Source organism: Bradyrhizobium sp. P2_E8 (genome assembly GCF_056403875.1).
This window is the reverse complement of sequence record NZ_JBFUES010000575.1, coordinates 1-4,852: the sequence shown is the minus strand read 5'-3', so window position 1 is coordinate 4,852 and position 4,852 is coordinate 1. Positions and strand designations below refer to the sequence as shown.

The window sequence follows — 4,852 nt, the reverse complement described above, 5'->3', positions numbered from 1 at the left end:
GCCGAGGAAGGTGTCGCCGTTGGTCGACTTCACCTCGAACACGCCGTCGCCGATTTCGAGAATGGAGATATCGAACGTGCCGCCGCCGAGATCGTACACGGCGATCGTGCCGGTCTTGGTCTTGTCCAGACCATAGGCGAGCGCGGCYGCSGTCGGCTCGTTGATGATGCGCAGCACTTCRAGGCCSGCGATCTTGCCGGCGTCCTTGGTCGCCTGGCGCTGGGCGTCGTTGAAGTAGGCGGGAACGGTGATGACGGCCTGGTCGACCTTCTGGCCGAGATGGGCTTCCGCGGTCTCCTTCATCTTCTGCAAGATGAACGCCGAGACCTGCGAGGGCGAGTAGGTCTGGCCGTCGGCCTCGACCCAGGCGTCGCCGTTGGAAGCCTTCACGATCTTGTACGGAACGAGCTTCTTGTCCTTCTCGACCATCGGGTCGTCGTAGCGGCGGCCGATGAGGCGCTTCACTGCGAAGAAGGTGCGCTCGGGATTGGTGACGGCCTGGCGCTTGGCCGGCTGGCCGACGAGGCGCTCGCCATCATCCGTGACGGCGACGATCGAAGGCGTCGTGCGCATGCCTTCGGAATTCTCGATGACTTTGGCGTTCTTGCCATCCATTACGGCGACGCACGAGTTCGTGGTGCCGAGGTCGATCCCAATGACCTTTCCCATGGTCCTGATATCCTTGTTTTTGCGGCAGGCTGGCTGGGCCCAGAAGGCACCCGAACCGAAACCCCCTAAGATCAAACATCCGCGATATTGCGATGATTGAGGCTCATATAGGAGGGGGGGAGGGGCCCGCAAGGACCGAACGCAAGTTTCGGCCGTGAAAACATTGGGTTTTGGAAGAACATATCCGGGCTGGATCGCCCTTGCGGGTGAGGAATTATTAACAGGTCCGGTCCTTGGCCGGCACCCCGCGACCGTGATCGGTCCCGCCCTGTTGCGGCAAGGCCAAACCCGTTAAAAGGCGGACCGGCCGGAGCGCCGCACCCAGGCTGCTGAGCGCGACAAAGCGGCCCGGTGGCCGACCATCGAACGGCCTCAATATGGACCAATCAGAGTGCCCATGAAGCTGACCCGCCCCCTCGCCGCGCTCGCCCTCCTCATTGCCTCCGCGCTTCCGGCCGTGGCCGCCGACGCCGTTTTCCCGCCCGGCCTGCGCCTTGGCATGGTGCCGCTGATCGGCCTCAACACGGCCAAGACCTTTCCCGGCTTCGAGAGCGAGGACGGTACCGTCAAGGTGCTGATCACCGAGCTGCCGCCGGCCGCCTATGGCGAGGTCGCGAGCGCCTTCAATTCCAACCCGGCCGGCACTGGCGGCGTCAAGCAGGACAAGATCGAGACCCCCGCGGGCCTTGCCTATTTCACCACCGAGAGCGGCAAGGCCGGCGAGACGGCGGTGAAGCGCTATTCGATGATCGTGCCGGGCGCCGGCTTCTCCGGCTATGTCGCGGTGCAGATCCCGGAGAACGCGACCAAGATCTACACCGACGAGGCGGTGCGGCAGATGTTTGCGAGCGCCGTCACCCGCAAGCAGGTCTCGGCCGAAGAGCAGATCGCACTGATGCCTTTCAAGATCACCGATCTTGCCGACTTCAAGGGCATCCGCACGCTGGCGCCGGGCTCCAGCCTCATCCTGGCCGACGGCGACGAGACCACGGGCTATGAATCGAAGCCGTTCATGATCCTCGGCCTGATCGGCGCCACCCCGCAAGCCGCCGACGACCGCGCCCGCTTCGCCCAGGAGGCGGCGCTCCAGATCCCCGGCGTGCGCGAATCGCGCGTCACCATGTCCGAACCGATCCGCATCAACGGCCAGCAGGGTTTCGAGACCCGGATCGACGGCGTCAGCGGCAAGGACAAGACCCCGGTGACCGTGGTGCAGTGGATCCGCTTCTCAAGCGGCGGCGCCTCGCTGCGCATCATCGCCAGCGCCCCGCGCGACCAGTGGTCCGCCGCCTTCACCCGCTTCCGCGCCGTGCGGGACGGCATCCAGCCGAAGGGGTAGCCCGAGGCGCTCCAACACACTCAACTGTCGTCCCCGCGAAGGCGGGGACCCATAACCACAGGGAGTGGTTACGGGGCGCGCTGGTAACTCCGAGTCTTCGCAAAACTGTTGCTGCGGCGTATGGGTCCCGGCCTTCGCCGGGACGACGGGAAACTAGCACGCCCAAGCGCTGGACAGGGCCGGCTGCATTTTCGGGCTTCTGTTCGTATACGAACGGAACTAGGCTTGCCTCCATTGGATCATCCTGGAGGGAGGCGAACGATGCTTGATCGACGACAAATCCTCGCGGCGCTTGGGACAAGCGCTCTCGTAGCCCTTGCTCCAAGCGTGCTCTTTGCGGCCGCATCGATCAAGCCGGACGATGCCTCCGCGCTGCTCGTGATCGACGTGCAGAACTGCTTCCTGCCCGGCGGCAGCCTCGCGGTGAAGGAAGGCGAGCAGGTCGTTCCCGTCATCAACAAGATGGCGAAAGCGTTTGCGAACGTGGTGATGACCCAGGACTGGCACACGCCCGGCCACATTTCGTTTGCATCAGTGCACTCCGGCAAGAAGCCGTTCGAGACCGTCGACCTTCCCTACGGCAAGCAGGTGCTGTGGCCCGACCATTGCGTGCAGGGCACCGACGGCGCCTCGCTGTCGAAGGACCTCGCGATCCCGCATGCCGAGCTCATCATCCGCAAGGGTTTTCACAAGGACGTCGACAGCTATTCGGCCTTCCTCGAAGCCGACGGCAAGACGTCGACCGGCCTCGCCGGCTATCTGAAGGGCCGCAAGATCAAGCGCGTCTTCGTCGCTGGCCTCGCGACGGACTTCTGCGTCGCCTGGACCGCGCTCGACGCGCGCAAGGCGGGCTTTGAGGTCTATGTCGTGGAAGACGCCTGCCGCGGCATCGACACGCAGGGCTCGCTGGCAAAAGCCTGGGCCGACATGGCCAAGGCCGGCGTGAAGCGCATTCAGTCTGCGGATATCGCGGTCGGCGCGTAGTCGACGCGAACGACTGCCAGACCCTCATCCTGAGGAGCGCGCTTCTTCGCGCGCGTCTCGAAGGATGAAGGCCGAGCTGTTAAATCGTGACCTTCATGGTTCGAGACGCCGCGCAAGGGCGCGGCTCCTCACCATGAGGTCTGCGAGCTAGTTGGCCGCGCCGCTCGACTCGTTGTTGTTCGCCGCGGGCGCAGCCTTCGCGCCGCCCTTGGCGACACCGACGAGCGCCGGACGCAGCACGCGATCGCCGATGGTGTAGCCGGCCTGCATGACCTGCACGACGGTGCCCGCAGGCACCGACGCATCCGGCACCTCGTACATCGCCTGCTGGAAGTTCGGGTCGAACTTCTGGCCCTGCGGATCGAACTTCTTGACGCCGTGCTTTTCCAGCGCATTGAGCAGCGAGCGCTCGGTGAGCTCGACGCCCTCGATCAGCGAGGTCAGGCCGGGATCGGCCGCGGCACGGGCCTCGGCCGGAACCGCGTCGAGCGCACGCTGGAGATTGTCGGCGATGTCGAGCACGTCGCGGGCAAAGCCGGTGATGCCGTAGAGACGGGCGTCGGCGACCTCCTTGGTGGTGCGCTTGCGCAGATTCTCCATCTCGGCCAGCGTCCGCAGCATGCGGTCGCRCGCCTCGGCGGCTTCCTGCTGCAACAGCTCGACCGAGCCGGGCTCCGGATCGTCGGGCATGATGTAGGGTTTTGACACCACGGGCTCGCCGGTTGGCGGGGTCGTGTCGTCGGGCTGCCGGTCTCGATCGGTCATCGGCTCTCTTCTCGAACTCGTCTCAAGGGATTGTTGGCCCGGATATCGTGCCTAAGCTCACGAAAATCAAGCGCCCGTGATCGGAGGAAACGCCGGTCAGCCCCCCAGAAGGCGGCTGACGATGCGGGCGGCGTAGTCCACGGTCGGGATTACGCGGGCATAATTCAGCCGTGTCGGCCCGATCACGCCCAGAACGCCGACGATGTGGCCGGCGGCATCCCGATAGGGCGAGATGATGGTGGAGGAACCCGACAGGGAGAACAGCTTGTTCTCCGAACCGATAAAGATGCGCACACCCTCGGCGGTCTCGGCCCGGCCGAGCAGGTCGATCACGCCGCGCTTGGTCTCGAGATCGTCGAACAAGAGGCGCACCCGCTCCAGATCCTCCAGCGCGTGCAAATCTTCCAGCAAATTGGCGTGGCCACGGACGATGAGCTGGCGGTCCTCGTTCTCGCCGCCGGACCAGCTGGCGATACCGGCGGAAATCACCTTCTGGGTCAGCTGATCGAGCTCGGCACGGGCTTCCGCCAGCGCGGTCTCAAGCTCGAGCCGCGCCTCGGCCAGAGTCCGGCCGCGAATCCGCGCATTGAGGAAATTGCCGGCCTCGGTGATCGCCGAAGAGGGAACTCCGGGCGGCAGCGTCAGCACGCGGTTTTCGACCTGGCCATCCTCGCCGACCAGGATCACCAGCGCCTTTTCCGGTTCCAGCCGGACGAATTCGATGTGTTTCAGCCGCGCATTGGATTTCGGCGTCAGCACCACCGCGGCGGCGCGGGTCAGGCCCGACAGCCGGGTCAGCGCCTGGTCCAGCGCCGCCTCGACCGACTGCGCCTGACCGACGGAAGTGAGCTGGCTCTGGATCGACTGCCGTTCGGCGTCATTAAGGTCACCCACCTGCATCCAGGCGTCGACGAAGAAGCGCAGGCCGAGTTCCGTCGGCAGCCGGCCGGCGGACGTATGAGGGGCATAGATCAGGCCGAGCTGTTCCAGGTCGGCCATGACGTTGCGGACCGAGGCCGGCGACAGCGGCATCGCGATCAGGCGTGAGATGTTCCGCGAGCCCACCGGCTCGCCGGTCGCGAGATAGCTTTCGAC

At 65.3% G+C, this 4,852-nt stretch carries 5 protein-coding genes; 2 read left to right on the top strand and 3 right to left on the bottom strand.

The genetic code is table 11. The features are described 5' to 3' along the window. Nucleotides 1-669: Hsp70 family protein (locus AC1D00_RS26870; RefSeq protein WP_477012734.1), on the bottom strand; the 669-nt coding region annotated here is incomplete at its 3' end. A 397-nt stretch (nt 670-1,066) separates the two neighbouring features. On the opposite strand from AC1D00_RS26870, the gene AC1D00_RS26865 reads away from it, so the two are divergent. Further along, nucleotides 1,067-2,008, top strand: coding sequence for a hypothetical protein (locus tag AC1D00_RS26865; protein ID WP_404551604.1), 942 nt, complete (start codon nt 1,067-1,069; stop codon nt 2,006-2,008). A gap of 261 nt (nt 2,009-2,269) precedes the next feature. Continuing rightward, a complete protein-coding gene (pncA, locus tag AC1D00_RS26860) occupies nt 2,270-2,992 on the top strand; it encodes a bifunctional nicotinamidase/pyrazinamidase (RefSeq protein ID WP_404551606.1) in 723 nt (240 codons plus the stop codon). A 147-nt stretch (nt 2,993-3,139) separates the two neighbouring features. On the opposite strand, the gene grpE is transcribed toward pncA, so the two are convergent. Together grpE and hrcA are read right to left on the bottom strand one after the other, a co-directional pair. Then, on the bottom strand, nt 3,140-3,757 hold the full coding sequence (gene grpE, locus AC1D00_RS26855) for a nucleotide exchange factor GrpE (protein ID WP_477012733.1): 618 nt from the start codon (nt 3,755-3,757) through the stop codon (nt 3,140-3,142). A gap of 96 nt (nt 3,758-3,853) precedes the next feature. Further along, nucleotides 3,854-4,852: heat-inducible transcriptional repressor HrcA (hrcA, locus tag AC1D00_RS26850; protein WP_477012732.1), on the bottom strand; the 999-nt coding region annotated here is incomplete at its 5' end.